7 protein-coding genes and 1 pseudogene are annotated in these 16,317 nt (G+C 50.2%); 4 read left to right on the top strand and 4 right to left on the bottom strand.

Translation table 11 applies throughout. The features are described 5' to 3' along the window. Positions 1 to 16: 16 nt before the first annotated feature. The gene (locus CIL02_RS07700) at positions 17 to 3,007 is read right to left on the bottom strand and encodes a SusC/RagA family TonB-linked outer membrane protein (RefSeq protein WP_094400569.1); all 2,991 of its coding nucleotides are present in this window, start codon (positions 3,005 to 3,007) and stop codon (positions 17 to 19) included. Between the two features lie 338 nt (positions 3,008 to 3,345). Here CIL02_RS07700 and CIL02_RS07695 point away from each other — a divergent pair, with 338 nt between their 5' ends. Further along, positions 3,346 to 4,959 carry a DUF6377 domain-containing protein gene (locus CIL02_RS07695; protein ID WP_141210167.1) on the top strand — a complete coding sequence of 538 codons (1,614 nt, stop codon included), beginning with the start codon at positions 3,346 to 3,348 and terminating at the stop codon, positions 4,957 to 4,959. Between the two features lie 692 nt (positions 4,960 to 5,651). On the opposite strand, the pseudogene CIL02_RS07685 reads toward CIL02_RS07695, so the two are convergent. Beyond that, a pseudogene (locus CIL02_RS07685) lies at positions 5,652 to 8,549 on the bottom strand (C10 family peptidase). A gap of 151 nt (positions 8,550 to 8,700) precedes the next feature. Beyond that, positions 8,701 to 11,625 carry a sugar-binding domain-containing protein gene (locus CIL02_RS07675; protein ID WP_094400561.1) on the bottom strand — a complete coding sequence of 975 codons (2,925 nt, stop codon included), beginning with the start codon at positions 11,623 to 11,625 and terminating at the stop codon, positions 8,701 to 8,703. 210 nt (positions 11,626 to 11,835) lie between these two features. On the opposite strand from CIL02_RS07675, the gene CIL02_RS07670 reads away from it, so the two are divergent. Genes CIL02_RS07670 through CIL02_RS07660 form a run of 3 tightly spaced genes read left to right on the top strand, consistent with a single transcriptional unit; the run spans position 11,836 to position 14,146 of the window. Continuing rightward, positions 11,836 to 12,990: a sensor histidine kinase gene (locus tag CIL02_RS07670; protein ID WP_094400559.1), complete on the top strand. Its 1,155-nt coding sequence runs from the start codon at positions 11,836 to 11,838 to the stop codon at positions 12,988 to 12,990. A 13-nt stretch (positions 12,991 to 13,003) separates the two neighbouring features. Beyond that, positions 13,004 to 13,717 (top strand): LytTR family DNA-binding domain-containing protein, encoded by a 714-nt coding sequence (locus CIL02_RS07665; protein ID WP_094400557.1) that lies wholly within the window; start codon positions 13,004 to 13,006, stop codon positions 13,715 to 13,717. 51 nt (positions 13,718 to 13,768) lie between these two features. Next, positions 13,769 to 14,146, top strand: a complete 378-nt coding sequence (locus CIL02_RS07660) for a RidA family protein (protein WP_094400741.1) — start codon at positions 13,769 to 13,771, stop codon at positions 14,144 to 14,146. A gap of 113 nt (positions 14,147 to 14,259) precedes the next feature. On the opposite strand, the gene CIL02_RS07655 is transcribed toward CIL02_RS07660, so the two are convergent. Next, on the bottom strand, positions 14,260 to 16,137 hold the full coding sequence (locus CIL02_RS07655; protein WP_094400555.1) for a carbohydrate-binding domain-containing protein: 1,878 nt from the start codon (positions 16,135 to 16,137) through the stop codon (positions 14,260 to 14,262). Between the last annotated feature and the right edge of the window lie 180 nt (positions 16,138 to 16,317).

Below are 16,317 nucleotides of genomic sequence, written 5' to 3'. Positions count from 1 at the left end.
GTGGTTCATACTTGAATCAGAAATCAATTTGCAAACCTACGATGAACTGACGTGTTGTGGGGAAGTACGTACGCGAGCCCTGGGCACCGGGGTATAGACCATTCACCTGATATGAAGAAGGGTCGACACCACTGAACTTTGTTATCGTGAATATGTTCTTCATCGTTCCGTATACCCTTACCCGGTCAAGATACGGACAGTCCTTGAGATTAAGGGTGTAGCCAAGTGTCATCATGTCGAGTTTCAGATAGTCACCCTTTTCAAGGAAGTAGTCGCATACCACGGGGTTGGCAGAGCCGGAAACCACGAAGTTCTTTCCATAAGCCTTGTCAAGACGGTTGCCTGTGAAATTGCGGGTGCCGTAGTAGAAATCGTGAATGTTGAAGATGTCGTAGCCAAAAGCACCACGGAAGAACAGCGAGAGGTCGAAATTCTTGTAACGGAAGTTGTGACTTGACGACATGGTGAACTTCGGCATACCGTTGCCTACCACCTGACGGTCGGCATCACTTGCCTGCGAAGCTCGGATGATGTCACCATCTTTGTCATATACGAGCCATTCTCCGTCGGCAGAATGTCCTGCATAACGCCACATATAGAAGTTGCCAAGCGACTCGCCCTTCTGTATGCGCTGCAGATTATAGAATGGGTATGGGTCTTCGGTTCCTGCCATGTCGTAATAGTCCTGACCTATGTACTTGGAATTGCTGAAGTCGACAAATTTGTTCTTCATGGTAGTACCAACGAAATTGAGGTCGTAAGAGAAGTCCTTGGTATTGACAGCCTTGAAATTGACGTCTATCTCGATACCCGTATTCTTCATTGTACCTACATTGACAAAGGTCTCGTCGAAGAGGTAAGGAGGTACAGACACCTTATAGTTTCCGAGCAGGTCCTGCTGCTTGCGGTTGAAATAGTTTACCGAACCGTATACGCGGTTGTTGAACAAAGAGAAGTCGATACCGATGTTCCAGTTCTTGCCCTTCTCCCACCTGAGGTCGGGATTGACATTCTTTGACGGTCCCCATACCTGGAAGTACTTGCCGTTATAGAAATAATAGCCGAAGCCTGTCATCGTATTGAGCGAGATGTAGCTGCCGAAGTCCTGATTACCAGTGACTCCGTAGTCGGCACGCAACTTAAGGTCGCTCACCCACTTGACATTCTTCATGAACGGCTCTTCGGAAATACGCCATCCGGCTGAAACGGCAGGGAAATTACCCCACTTGTTGTCGGCACCGAACTTGGAAGAACCTTCATGACGCAGAGAAGCCGTGAACATGTATTTGCCGGCATAGTCGTAGCTAACACGACCAAAGAAAGATATCAGCTTGGAGTCGTTGCGATAGCTGCCCATATCAATCTCACCCTCTTCCTTGGCATATTCGCCCGAACCGAGATTGTCGTAGCCAAGACCGTCGTTGGGGAAATCCTTGTTATAGGCATCCAGACCGGAATATTGTGCATATTGGTATGAATAGCCTGCCATACCCTTGACATTATGGCTACCGAAAGAACCGCTGTAGTTGGTGAGCCATTCCACGACATACTGTCGTTCCTTGCTGTATGAGCGGCTTGCCTCACCCTCACGGCCGTTGTTTATACATATAGTACTTGTAGACGGACGGAACCAGGAATTGTCATTGTCATACTGATGGTCGGCAAACATCACCTGTGTGGACAGACGGTGATTGCCGTCACTGTCGTTGCCAAGCAATGGAAGAAGGTTCAACCTCACGGTGCCGTCCCAGTCGAGGAGCTTGGTATCGCCATGGTCTTTCTCAAGAAGCTGGCGCTCAACAGGATTAGAGCCTACAACCTGTCCCTGGAAATTATAATAACGTGTGGGGTTCTCGGGATCCATCAGAGGTGTGGTAGGATTGGCCTCGATGGCATCCTTGAACACACCCCAGTCTGCCTGGTCTCTGTAGATTATTCGTGGCGCGATATTGGCGGTGATGGTGAAGAGGCCACCCTTCGTAGTATGCATAATGGAAGCACGTGCACCATATTCACGACGGTGGGAACGGAGGTCGATACCCTTTGCATCACGATAGTCGGCACTTACACGATAGTTGCTCTTGTCGTTGCCTCCGCTTAGGGTAAGGGTATGCTGTTGCGCCGTTCCTGTGCGGCTTACAGCATCGAGCCAGTCGACGTTGCCGCCAAGGTCGACGCCTGTATCACCCCATCCAAGGCGTACGTCACGAAACTCCTGGGCTGACATCATGTCGAGTTCTTTGTTAATCACATCCCACGAGAACATGCCGGAATAAGATGTATGCATCCTTCCGTCCTTGCTGCCCTTCTTGGTTGTGACAACAATGACACCGTTGGAACCGCGCGTACCATATATAGCTGATGCGGCACCATCCTTCAGAATGTCGAATGAAGCGATATCGTTGGGATTGATGTTGGTAAGGTTGCCACCAGGAACACCGTCAATGACAATCAGAGGGCCGAGTCCGGCTGAACGTGATGACACACCACGTATCTGTATGCTCGCCTGGTTGTTAGGGTCGCCTGCACCGGTATTGGTAATGGAAACACCTGCCACCTTGCCCTGAATCATCATTGACGGATCAAGAGAACTGATGGTGAGGAAATCTTTCTCTCCGACATGTGAGATGGCGGATGTGAGTTCCTTCTTGTCCATCGTTCCGTAACCTATTACCACAACTTCATTCAGGACATCGTTCTTCTCTTTCAACGTAACGTTGATAACCCTGCGATTCTTTACCGGCTCATTACGAACCTCAAAACCCACGTAAGAGAAAACAAGCGTACCTGTTGGTGACACCTCTACAGAATAGTTGCCGTCAACGTCGGTGATGGCACCTGCTCCTGAATTACCGGTTTTGACACTGACACCAATAAGTGGTTCACCACCCGGGTCGGTTACCGTTCCCGTAATTTTTACTTTCTGGGCAAAAGCTGTAGCACCAATTGTCAACAGCAATGCCAGAAACAAAAAACGGCACTTAGGAATCTTTTTTAATAGAATCATGTTTTTTGGTTTTAGTTATTATTAATAAAATATGATATAGTATTCATAGGGTGACTTAGCCTTCTTCTGTCACGACTCGGTTAGCTTTCGGTTGCAAATTTAGCCATTATAACCACTCAGTGCTCAACAAAGTACAATACAAGTAAATAATGATTTTTACATTATGAATATAAAGCGTTAATTATCAACCGTTTACACAAAGCAATAAATTTATCTCAAGTACATATGGTATTTTTTCGGTATTTTTGTTTACCTTTGCAAAAGTATAGCCGAACATTGGATAATCTACAATTACACACTGACTTTTGACATCAAACCTACACATAAACCTATTAATTATGAAATCAATTATCATAATTGTAACTATGCTTCTGATATCCACATCCGTGCATGCGGAAAATGAAGTACTCTACAACACTCTCGACAGTGTTGTAGCAAACAGACATAAATATACAAAAGAGAAAGAGGCAAGACTCTCCATGCTGAAACAGCGTATACCATCCATCACAGACCCTGCACTGAAGCTGGAGATGTACAACACGATATACAACGAATACCATTATTTCAGATACGACTCGGCAATGGTATACGTATTGAAGGGATTGGAACTGGCAAAGAAAACAGGTAACGGAAGATACACGATGCTGAACACCATACACAAGGCTACACTGCTCTCGGCATCGGGGCTGTACAGCGAAGCCGAAGATCTCATCAAACCGCTCGACGAGGAAAAGATGGACAGTTTGCTGAAATACGAATACAACCTCACGCTTTACTGGCTTTACACATACTGGAAAGACTATGCCAATTCAAGCGAATATGCCGACCAATACTGGGAAAAGAAAATTGAATGTCTGAAGAAAACCATTGAACTGGCAAAAAAATCTCCGAGAGACTACTACTACTTGCTCGGAGAATACGAAATGTATATCAACGGCGACCACAAAAAGGCTCTCGCATATTATAATAAGGTATTGGACGCCGAAATGGAAAACACAAGACTGTACTCCACCGCATGTTTTGCCGCCGCTTGCTGCTACAACAATCTTAAGGACTATGTCAGATATGAGGAATACATTGTAAGGACAGCCATTACCGATATAAAGACTCCGGTGAAGGAGAACCTGTCGCTGCAGACCGTTGCCGACTGGCTCTTCAATACTGACGGGAATATAAAAAGGGCTGAAAGCTATATCAACGTAGCCATAGAGGATGCCAAGTTCTACAACAACAGGCTGAGAATGCTTAACAGCTCGGACAAGCTGATGGTTATTGTACCGAAATACAAGAGCATGCTGGAAGCTCAGAACTATGCGCTGCTATGGGCACTCGTGGTGTGTGGGGTGCTTGTAGTGACACTGGTGGTGGCAACTGTTTTCATAGTCAGACAAAACAAGTTGCTAATACACAGAAGAAAGGAGATTGCATCGAACAACAAGCAGCTGTCTGCTCTTAACGAGGAACTTACCATGAAGAACGGATGCCTTGTGAACATAAACACCCGACGAGAGAACCTCGTCAAACTGTATATTGACCTCTGCTCGAAATACATAGACCGGCTGAACAACTACCAGAAGCTGGTGGTCAGGAAGATTAAGGCGAAACAGATAGATGAACTGCTGAGCAAGACAACGTCGTCGAAGCTGTCGGATGAGGATGCCACCACGTTCATGTCGCACTTCGACAAGGCGTTCCTGGAACTGTACCCTTCGTTTGTGAACGAGTTCAATGCGCTGCTTACCGACGGTTCAGACGTGAAGACCAAGCCGGGTTCTCTTACTACCGAACTAAGGATATTCGCCCTGATAAGGCTGGGTGTGAAAGACAGCAGCGAGATAGCTAACCTGCTGTTCTACACACCGAGAACTATCTACAACTACCGCTCTGCCATGAAGGCAAAGGCGATAAACAAGGAAACGTTTGAGGACGATGTTCGAAGACTCTGCACGTAATCTTCCCTACTCTACTCATACATTGTTCAGCTATTGCTTATTCCTTAGCTCATCTATCAGGCCGTTTACTATATATGTATCACACATCAGGTGCAAGCCAAGCTCTTTGTCGTGTTGCCCGATGCGATCGCACGGAGTATAGGATAGAGGTTGGCGCGATACATTAACGTTGTTAAAACAATATTTGAAAGCCTTTCAAACGGTGTTCAAATGCCTTTCAAATATCATGTAAATCCGGCTCAATGGAAATATAGTGGGGTAAGCATAAATCTTAGCAAGTCTGTAGAGAAAAACTTTTCATCAACGATTTTGCCCGATGCGTCTACAGGTTTTGCCCGACTGAATTTCCACTTCTCCCAAATATCGGAATAATAGAAGAGCTGCAACGCACTGGGCTGTTGATATATGCAAACGATAAATCGACGATAATTTTGGTGAGAAAAAGAAATCCAACCATCTTAAATTCAGATGATTGGATTTTCGTTTCGTTGGGATACCCGGACTCGAACCAGGAAAGGCAGGACCAGAATCTGCAGTGTTACCATTACACCGTATCCCAATGTAGGACCGACTTGTTGTCTGTATTGCGATGCAATAGTTACTGCTTTTTTGTAAACAACCAAAACTTTTCCGCTGTTTTTTTGTCTGGCAGCCTTATTTTTTCGTTTTTCTGTACAAAACAGTATGTTTCGTCAGTTTCTCACCATCATTTTCCGTACTTTATTGCCCTGACGTACTATGATGAGTCCACGGCGTGGGGCTGCAAGAGGAGTGCCGTCGATAGAATAGTAGCGGACGGTGCCATCGGCGAGAGCACCGGCAACAGTACCGCTGATGGCAGTGTCATCAGCCAGCTCTCCTGCCAGGAACTGTGCAATAATGACGCCCAGAGCCTTTGCGGCCGCCAAGGCTTCAGTAGCCGTCTCGTACTTGTAAGTGCTGAATGCAAGGTCGTAGGCGGCGATGCTGTCAGCAAACTGCTGGTATGCCGGATTGTCCGTATTGGCAGCCAGCACGGTGTAGGCCGACACGAGGGAGTCTGCAAGAATGGTATAGTTGCGGTCGTAGGTGATGTTTCCATAAAGACGTATGCCATTGGCGGACGATGTAGACTCAATGGCAACGCTGAAAGGTGCCACCTCCGTACCGGCATTGTTGAGAAGATAGAACGGCTGGCTGGACTTCTCTCCCAGCAGCAGGGCTTTCTGCTCCAGAGTGCGTCCAACAGTGGCAAACGACATGTTGGGAGTCAGGGACTCGTACAGCACAACGCTATCGGCTGCCACGTCAACGTCGGTGGCGGTAAGGGAAGAGAGGTTGGGACGCGCGGAGAAATAGCAGAACGGAGTGAGCGCCGGTATCTCCGTGGCTTGTTCCTCAACAAGATAGGTAGTCTTTATCTCAGAAATGAGGCGTGCCTGCATACCCTGCGGTATAGAAGCCGGGAACGGCAGGAAGGACACGTTCCACTTGGCAGGCTCGAAGGCGGGGAAGCAGAACTCGGCCCTTGCGGCTCTGAACGGGCGCAGTGGCAGGAACTCGCTATTGGCATCAATGACGAGATTGTCGCACTTGTCGTTGACAATGATATTGGCAAGGCCATCGACATTGGCAGAGGCATAGAACAGGGCGTTGGGGTTGGCGGCCACTGGCTGGCTGTTAACTCCGCTGACTTCGGTCATATCGTATGTGGTGACGTAAGCGTCGGCAGCAGAAGAAGTAAACAAAGCGGAGTTCCATTTACCAGAGACCTTAGCGTGGCGTCCTTCTGTCTCAACAGCAAGCGATGGGGCGAATGTGCGGAAGTACACCACGCTGTCGGGAATGTCTACGACAATCGGCGTAGTGGTGCCGGCCGTTGCTATGCGTACCATGCGCGCCTTGTAGTATCCTCCGTCTGCAAGCCTGGTGAACTGGAATACTGTGTCACGGGTCTCGCCCTCGTTGAATACCAGCGAAGATATGGACTTCAACGTTGAGTCGGCGCTCCACGTCCCAGCCTCTGGGTCGTAAGAGAAGAGCGAGCAGCGTATGATGGGCTGGCAGACGGAACCTCCCTCCCCATTGGTGAGCGTAACGCTGACGTTGGCCGTAGTGTTGTTGACATGTCCGAACTTTATGTCATTGACTGTTGTCGACTCGCTGCTTGCGTCTACATCAATCCTGTTGAGGGTAAGAGCAGCCTTTGTGGGCAGCACATCCACCGTAGCCTTGTCGAGCAGACGGCCATAGTCATCATATAGGAATATGTTGAGCGGCTTGGTTTGCATCGGACGATAGGAGAAAGACACCAGCGCACTGTCGCCAGGAGCTACCACTGTTACCAAATCCTCGTCCGAGGGGCTTTTTGGCAGGTTTGATGTATAGGTGCAGTAGATGTAGAAATTCTGTTGGGCCAGTGTAGCGTCATTGGTCACCATGGCCTTGATGGTGCCGACGGTGCGCTCGTACAGGGTGGGCACTATGAGCCGTGCTGAGAAATTCTGGGCCTTCGGAGTGATGTTTGCAAGCATGGCCTGACTGCTGTTGAAGCCGTTCATACCAGTCTCGTCATCGACGGTGAAATATCCGTCACCCTGACCACCCCATCCGAAGTTGAAGTGATAGAGTCCCGTTGACGCCTGATAGCCATCGAGCACTACGGCATGGCCTCCCTGCGACTCGTTGGCTCCAGAGTACAGCATAGGGCGTCCGGAGGCGAGGTTGTTGTAGACGAGCGTCTCCCATCCCTGCTGCGAGTAGTTCCACTTTCCGCAATAGTCGTTGTTCAGGTTGAACTGTCCGCGTATGGCATTGCCCATGTCGCTGGTCTATCCTGAGGTAGCGGTACCATCTCCGGCACCATACGTGAGCCATGACGACGTTCCGGCCGCATACATGAGCACTGCTACCGCCGAGTCTTGCTTGGCCGTACCTCCGCCCGACAATTTCATAAGGTCATATCTGACGGGAGTACCCTTAGGCAACGATACCGTTACGGGCGCACCTCCATAGCCATAGGTCGGCGTGTCGTAGAGTAGAGCCGTAGGGTTATCCTTGCGGAAATAGTAGATAATCTGCGAGGCTGCCGTCGCGAGGCATCCCGTAAGCGCCTGATTGTTGTTGTCGGTGCGGTGTGGGGCGAGCAGATTGTAGGGATAGCCCTGGTTCCAGTGTGTTGCCATGAGTACGGGCACGTCATGCCATGACGACTTGTAGGCTGCCACGGCCAGCCTCCTCCTTGCCTTCTGTGCAGAGGCAGCCTCACGTGGCTGCTGCGGAGCGTTCTCCTGCAGCTTGGTGACCTTCTCTGCCCATGCGTCGAGCATGTTCTGCAGTGGCTGTGGAATTTGTTCCTCCACATAGTCGCCGCACTCGGTGTAACCAACTATAGGAGCTGTAGCATCATCACCGCTGACGATGACAAAGCCCTTGCCAGCCCCTCTTGAGAAAATGTAGTATGGTGCCCAAGGAACATCATCGGTGGTGGTGTCGGCAATCTCCACCAATGCCTGAGCAACAATGCGGGCCTCAGCCCTGTCTATGGCCACGGCGCCAGCCTGAATGCTGGTAGCCAATGCCAATGAGAATAGAATAGTTTTTTTGTTCATATTTAGGTTATCTGTAATGCTTAGCTGCAAAACTACAAAATATTTCGCTAACAGCAAAGACTTTTTCCATAAAACCTTATAGGTGGGTTCTGTTAATTCCCGCCTATACACAAAATGCAAAGAACAAAAAAAACGGTGGCAAAGAGGCCTGCTATTTTATCTTTGGCTTCAGCTCGTCAGGCGATTCGTTGGTGAACATGTCCACAGGCTTTGCCTGCTTGGTAAACAGGTTGCGGACGGTCTCCACCGGCACTTCCGTGTCGGGTTGGAAGCAGGAGCTCTGCATATATGCGAGTATCGACTTGCGGAGTTGGCGTGCAACGACCCTGCGGTCGAGGTTGGAAGAGATATCGAATGTTGTCATCAGCAGCTTGCCTCCTCCAACACGGGCCTCGACAATCATTCCCAAACGGCGGCTCACATGCCAGGTGTCAATGGGCTGGAATGGCGGGCGGCACGACTGCGGGAACTCTGTAAGGTTCATCACCTGCGCCTTGTTAACCAGCTCCCACCAGTTGAGGTTCTGCCAGCTGTCCGTAGGGAACAGGGCGAACACGGGATGGTCGGACTGGATGTAGGAGCCTGTGGTATGTGGCGGACGCATCTTGAACCAGCTGGTATTCCAGAACACTGGCAGATAGGTCTGCTTGACATCGCTGCCGTAGGTCACCTTGCCCGCAGCCTCAACAAGCACTTTTCCTCCCTTTGCAAGAACACCGAGTGCCCGGTCGTCGAGCGAGTCACAGACGTAGATGTCGCTACCGGCCATGCTATTGCCATCAGTCTTGGGCATGGCGAGCACGGAGGGATATACCCAGAAGTCCCACTCGTTGGAATAGCCGCTGACGGTTACCTGAAGCCTGAGCTTCACAGGAATGCCGTTGGCAGACACGCTGGCGTATGCCGATAGCGGCAGCACCACCCTACCGAGATTAATGTTCTTGCCCACGGGCAACGGATTGGCACCACTATTTAGAACACCGCTCACCGGCGGACAACCGTCACCACTAATGGTATATGCCGGAACGCCTTGCAGCTCACGGCCAGAAGCATTGTACAGCTCCACGTCTACAGCCAGAGTGTCGGCATCAGTGAATACGAACTTGGGGAACCGGGCCAACGGCACCACTGGCGCACAGGCATGGCGCAGCACATCCATGGCGGCAGCGTCATCACGGCAGTAGCTCTTCTCCTTCCAGAACACATTGAGCGGTCCCACGAGGGCTGTTCCCTGTCCGCTGTAGTCGTTGAGTCCGAGAAGCTGGAAGCCAGCATAGCCTGGTGTGCGCAGGTTACGCTCAATCTCATACTTATAAGCCATATTCTGCAACCTGCTGCTGGCATCGAGGAAGCGTGAGGCCATATCCTCCATGCCGTTGTCGCGGAGCAGGTCCTCAAAGATGTCGAAGTTGCACGCCTTGTAGGCTCCTGTATAGAGCGGACGCTCGCTGAGGTCGGGGAAGGCACACCACTGCCCCTGCTCATGAGCTACGATAGGGCTGTTGCACACCATCTCTATGGTGCCGTCGGGCAGGGTATCGGGCATGAGGGCGTAGTCGGGCGCGCCCTTTGTGGTGAAGTTACGTGGTCGCAGCAGTTGGTCGTAGTAGTCGTCTGCTGACTGTGGGGCCTGCCTGTCCCATGCCAGTCCACGGGCGCCGCCTTTTACATGGTAGTCGCTATTGGCATCCCATGCCCAGCCTCCTCCCACCGATGCTCCGCAATAGAGCCTGCGGGTATCGCCAGTTGAATGCCAGTAGTCTATGAAGTCATGACACCATGCGACCCAGTCTCCGGCCGGCTCGTTACCGGCTGCAAGCATGCAGAACGACGGATGGTTGCCGTAGGCTCTCACCATGCGCTCTGTCTCCTCAAGCAGATATCTGTCTATGGTCATGCCACGGCGCAACCTCACACCGTGATTTGGCCACGACGGCCCCTCTGGCTGAAGGTATATGCCAACCTTGTCTGCTGCGCTGAATGCCGCCTCGGGAGGGCAGTAGGAGTGGAAGCGCACATGATTGATGCCGTAGCTCTTGCACTTGCGGAAGATATCAAGCCACGAAGCCTCATCAGTAGGCGGATAGCCTGTCAGCGGGAAGCAGCAGTTCTCAACTGTTCCGCGCAGCCATATAGGGTTGCCGTTGAGGTATAGTTGCCGTCCGCGGAAACTAATCTCCCTCATTCCGAATACAGTGCTCACGGTATCTGCCCCAATGGTGGCCGTGAGAGTGTACGTGCAGGGGGTGAACTCGCTCCACAGCCTGACTTCCTCGCCTACCTTCAGTGAATATATCTTCTGTCCGTTACTTCCTTCCCTTACGGCATGCGGTTCCACAGTCTTGCCATCGATGGCAAACAGAGGCTTGCGACGGCTCGCCTTGCCAGCCATCTCCACGGCAACGTCTATTGACTTGTCGGCAAGCCTTGGGAACACCTGCATGTTGGCGATGTGGCTCTCAGGCCTCGCCACAAGCATCATCCTGCCGGCAATACCGTTCCAGTTGCCTTGCGTCTGGTCGGTAACACTGTGCGAGTCCTGGCCGACGCATACGTTCTCGATACCATTGTATAGCCTAATCTTTATCTCGTTTGTCTTGCCAAATACGACAAAAGGTGTAATATCGAACTCATGTGGCACGCTGAGCGACGAGTCACGTCCGGCATGATGTCCGTTGACATAGACATCGGTCTCTATATGTGGACGCTCCAGAAAGAGCATCACCCTCCGTCCCTTCCACTGTCTGGGTATATCGACGGAGCGCATGTACCATGCCTCGCCGACATAATGACGGGAGGGAGTGAGGAAGAAGGGAAATTTCATACGCCCGGCCTCACGGTATCGTGCCATATAAGGATTGAAATAGTAGGAGGAGTCGTATAGGCTGCCTGTCCAACGGGTGTTGGCATCAACCTTATGTCCCACACCGTTTGTGAGCATGGAACCAGGCAGCGTGACATCACAGCTGTTGCCCTCGTATGACAGTCTCCATTTTCCGTCAAGGTGAATTGTATGCTGCGCAAGCACAGCGTGGAACGACATTGCGGCGAGGAAAAGAAATAACAGTCTTCGCATTTTTGATTTGATTTCGGTTAATATTGTTTATGTTGCAAAAATAATCCTTTTACGCACAACGGCAAAGAGGGAAGTGCCAATATAGCAAAAAATACGGAAGTTTGGTCAAAAAGTGAAGACTTTACACAATAATATCAACAAAATATGCGTTATACGTGATAATAACTTCCAAAGTTTTACGACTCAGCAGGATAGTAGCAAGAGAGGAGAATGGAGAACAAGTATAATTCCAAACAGGAGAATATAGTCTACATTGGTCTTTGGTCCATAATATTTCTCAGCCCCATCGTTACGGTTTACCTGAAGACTATGTATGATGCCAATGCATTTTTTGATTGGCAGGCAATACTTAATGTCCAGAAAATCTTCTTTTTCTATTTCTGCGCCTTCCTTATCCACAACTACCTGCTTGCCCCGTTGATAATATACAAGCGCAACTTCCGCGCCTACATTCCTCTTGCCCTGTTGCTGATAGCGGCATTCTTCGTCCTTTTAATTGCAACGAGGCCAAAGATGCTGAAGGACATGCATGAACCTTTCCCAAATGAGATGGCCATGCACGACAAGGGAGGAAAGCACAAAGATCCAAAAGAGCGGAAAAGGACACACGGCCACAAGGGGTCGGGAGACTTTATGGACAAGGGAAAGCCAAAAGGGCTCGGACTGCTGGAAATTACCAATTCCATGACGCTGCTATTCCTGTTCGGCATGAACATCGGAGCAAAAGCATACTTCAAGTCGGCTGATGACAGGGAGAAACTGGAAAAGCTGGAAAAGCAGAACCTGCAACAGAGGCTTGACTACCTGAAGGGACAGATAAATCCGCACTTCTTCATGAACACCCTTAATAATATCCACGCTCTCGTCGACATAGATCCCGAGAAGGCCAAGACAAGCATCGTGGAACTGTCGAAGCTTATGAGGATGATTCTCTACGACAGCGACAAACAGATGACGAGCCTGCCCCAAGAGATAGAATTCATAAAGAACTACATCAGGCTCATGCGCCTCAGGTTTACTGACAACGTCACCATCCACACCGAATTTCCCAACAATCCTCCGCATAAGGATATCGCCCAAATGGTGTTAGTGACCTTCATCGAGAACGCTTTTAAGCATGGCATCAGCTACATGCAGCCAACGATAATAGACATTGCCATCAGGCTGCACGGCAACAAGCTGCTATTTACGTGCGCCAACACTGTCAGGCCGGCCGACAAAAACAACAGCAACGAGAAAAAGGGAGGACTCGGGCTGGCCAACGTGAAGAAGAGGCTCGACCTCATATACGGAAACGAATACAAACTCGACATAAAGGGCCAAAGCACGCGGTACAAGGTGAGACTGCTGCTGACACTCAACTAATCTGGAAAAGACTATGATAAGGACTATCGCTATTGATGACGAGCCGCTCGCACTGCAACAACTGACCTCCTACATAGAGAAGGTGCCATTCCTGAAGCTTGTAGCGGAATGCCGCAGCGCCATGGAGGCCATGGAGGTACTGAACAATGAGGAGGTAGACGCTATCTTCTGCGACATCAACATGCCCGATATCAACGGCATGGAACTGATAAAGTCATTGCCGGCACCACCCATAGTGGTCTTCACGACGGCATCAGCAGACCATGCCCTTGAGGGATACAAGCTCGACGCCGCCGACTATCTGCTTAAGCCCTTTGGGCTGATGGACTTCAAGAGGGCCGCCAATAAGGTGCAGAAACGGTACTACTTGGCAAACAGCAAGCCCGCCGGCAACAGCGAGGACGACACTGTATTCCTGAAAACAGAGAACAGGATGGTGAAGGTGGCGTTCAACGACATAAGGTATATCGAGGGCATGAGCGAGTATATCAAGGTGTACCTGGAGGGGCAGAAACCAATTGTCGTGCTGCTGGCTCTGAAAAGGATGGAAGACCGCATGCCCTCATACTTCATGCGCATACACAGGTCGTACATCATAAACCTGAAGAAAATACAGGAGGTAAACAAAAACAGGGTAATCATGGACCAGGACACGTATCTGCCTATAGGCGAGAACTACAAGAACGCCCTGACAGAATATATCAGCGACAGATTTCTCGGAAAGTAACCAGACTGCATGCTGGCACAAACAAACAATAATATACTAAACAGAAAAGACATGAAAGCAATCAGTACAGAAAAAGCACCCGCGGCCATAGGCCCGTACAGCCAGGCCATAGAGGCTAACGGCTTTGTATTCGCATCGGGACAACTGCCCATAGACCCTGCCACAGGCAACTTCCCCGAAGGAGGCATAAAGGAACAGACTCGACAGAGCCTCACCAACGCCAAGAACATCCTCGAGGCTGCCGGCACAGACCTGAGCCACGTTGTAAAGACAACAGTATTCCTCTCAGACATGGGGAACTTCGCAGCTATGAACGAGGTGTATGCCGAGTTCTTCAGCGCTCCATACCCAGGCCGTTCAGCAGTAGCTGTCAAGGACCTGCCCAAGGGCGCGCTCGTTGAGGTGGAATGTATTGCCGCAAAGGGATAAGTCTCGATCAACCATTATCAATGGAAATACGATGAAAGCGTATCTCTGCACGATGCAGGGGTACGCTTTCACCGTATTATCAGAATCCTGCCAAGAAGGTCAGGTATATGTTATTACCATCTGGACGAGCCATACTGTACGGCAGACACCGACTTGGACGTTCCGCCTACATTGAGCGTATAGCTGCTGCCCGAGGTCATGCCGGGTGCCGTCACCAATATCGAGGCTGACGAAATACTATATGGCATGGTAAAAGTTGCCAGTGTAGTCGAGCCTGATGACAGGGTTACCACAGAGTTGGCAGTCACGCTTGCAGATGTTGAGACATAACACTGTGTGGAAGAGGAATTTGTTGGCGCAGAGTTGCTTCCACCTAATGCTATCAGCTCTCCACCCGTGAAATACACTGTATATCCAGCCTCGCTGTTGGCATCGATACCGCATTCGGGACTCTTTGCTCCATAGGCTATGGTATGTCCGCCGGAGACATATATGCTGCCATTGGCGTCGATACCATCGTTGGAAGTGGCATACGCCGTAACGGTACCACCCTTGATGTACATGTGGCTACCAGAGTTTATGGCATCGTCTGACGAATATGCCGTAACAACAACATTACCGTCAAAGGTTATGCACGACTTGCTCTCTATAGCCTCTGACGATGAAGACGTTGCGTCAACGGTTCCGCCGCTGAACAGCATGTCACCATCCGACTTGATGGCCTTGGGCGAGGACTTCTTACTGGTATCTGTAGTTCCACCGCCGCCGGGGAAGCCGCCTCCACCAGGGAAGCCGCCTCCACCAGGCCCGTAGGCCGTAGACGAATAGTTGTACACGCTGCCCGTTGCCTTGGCCGTAATGGTTCCGCCCGTCACGGTCAGCAGAGAGTCGCTGTTGAGACACTTGCCTCCTGCTCCGCTGCTTGTAAGGGTAAGCACTCCGGCATCAATGGTAATATCGGCATCCGACTTGATGCACGATGACGCCTTTGCCTCAGCGTCAGCCTCATCCCACTTGCCTCCGCCTGTGGTCACAATGGTTATGGCAGGCGTGCTCTTGTCATCATTGATGATAATGTCACTCTCTGCGGTAAGGCCCTTGGCTGCCGCAGCTGACACTTCAATATCTATGGTACCGCCCTTTATTACTATCTGGCCGGTATTCTCCTCGTCAACTACTTTTGTTCCATCGTCCTCAGTCTCGTAGCTGGCCTGTATGCCGTCATCGCCCACTCCGCTGATAGTGACTTTTCCACCATTCTGCTGATAATACTGGTTGCAGTTGATACCATCGCCAACGGCAGAAAGAATGTTCAGTGTTCCGAAACCAGCCTTCAGCTGCACATACTCCTTGCCCCAGAAAGCATGATTGGCGTTACCACGGATGTTCAGCGTACCCGCACCATTAAACTCGGTGTGTCCCTTTACGGCAAAGCAAGCCTTCTGCGTGCCTCCAGCACCATCACTGAGCGTACTTTCCGTATTGTCAGCCAACAGCACGGCTATTCTCTTGCCGTCCCTGATGTTTATGGCTGCACTATCTGGATTGTTGAGCGTCAAGCCGTCAAGCACGAAGGTTGCCTTCAGGCTGCCGTCCATATAAAGTGAGCCATCAGTAGAGGCACCTCTCAAGGTATATGTTATCTCATCGGCAAGGTCAGCCGACTGCAACAGCACAACATGGGCACCCGTTACTGAGGCGTTGACATAGCGTGCCACATTACCTGCCACAAAGACACTGGCAGACGTACCATTGTATACAACATCCACAGAGTTGTCAACTACCATGTTGTCATCGATATACATGCTGTCAACAGACGCAAGCGCAAAAGGACGGCCCAAGACTGTCAGCGACGTGCCGTCAGCATAAAGCATATCACCTGCCTGAGTTGCGGGGAAGCGGTATGTTATTCCTTTTTCAACAACATTCAATGTCTGTGCATTGACAACAAATGAAAGCGTCAAAAGTGCCGAAGCTATAATTGTACGCATAATAATAAATATGTATAAGGGTTAGCTAATCCTAATATAAAACGTCAATATGTTTTGCAAATATAAGACAAATATAGCAAAACGAAAAAAAACAATCAGCAAACACCCTTTTTTTTATCACGAAGCCATCCCTCTACCTTATCTATCTCCTCTATCCTTCCCTATCTCCTCTATCTTATC

The sequence above is a fragment of the Prevotella sp. P3-122 genome (genome assembly GCF_002251365.1).
Lineage (GTDB): Bacteria > Bacteroidota > Bacteroidia > Bacteroidales > Bacteroidaceae > Prevotella.
Note: the sequence above shows the minus strand (reverse complement) of the source record. Positions and strands in the feature narration are given on the sequence as shown.